The sequence below is a fragment of the Mycobacterium arosiense ATCC BAA-1401 = DSM 45069 genome, from assembly GCF_002086125.1.
GTDB classification, from domain to species: domain Bacteria; phylum Actinomycetota; class Actinomycetes; order Mycobacteriales; family Mycobacteriaceae; genus Mycobacterium; species Mycobacterium arosiense.
This window is the reverse complement of record NZ_MVHG01000358.1, coordinates 1-244: the sequence shown is the minus strand read 5'-3', so window position 1 is coordinate 244 and position 244 is coordinate 1. Positions and strand designations below refer to the sequence as shown.

The window sequence follows — 244 nt, the reverse complement described above, 5'->3', positions numbered from 1 at the left end:
TCTCGATATAGGCCGCGGCCTTGGCATTGGCGCCGGCGCCTATGGCGTGCTCATGGTAGTCCATGATTTCCGCCTTGACCGGCAGGGCGGCCACCAAGGCTTCCAGCGGTCCCTTGCCGATCCCGCGCCAGTGCTGCTTCTCGCCGTCGAAGGAGACTTCCAGGTCGACGGCGCTGGTGCCGTTCTCTTCCTGCAGGCGATGGCTGGCGAGGACGTAGGGCGAGGTCGCCTTGAGGTATTCGTT

General features: G+C 64.8%; 1 protein-coding gene. It reads right to left on the bottom strand.

Going from position 1 to position 244, the window contains the following annotated elements; genetic code table 11:
• Nucleotides 1-244 (bottom strand): alpha-isopropylmalate synthase regulatory domain-containing protein (locus BST14_RS32185; RefSeq protein ID WP_281252840.1); only part of this gene is annotated, 244 nt, incomplete at both ends.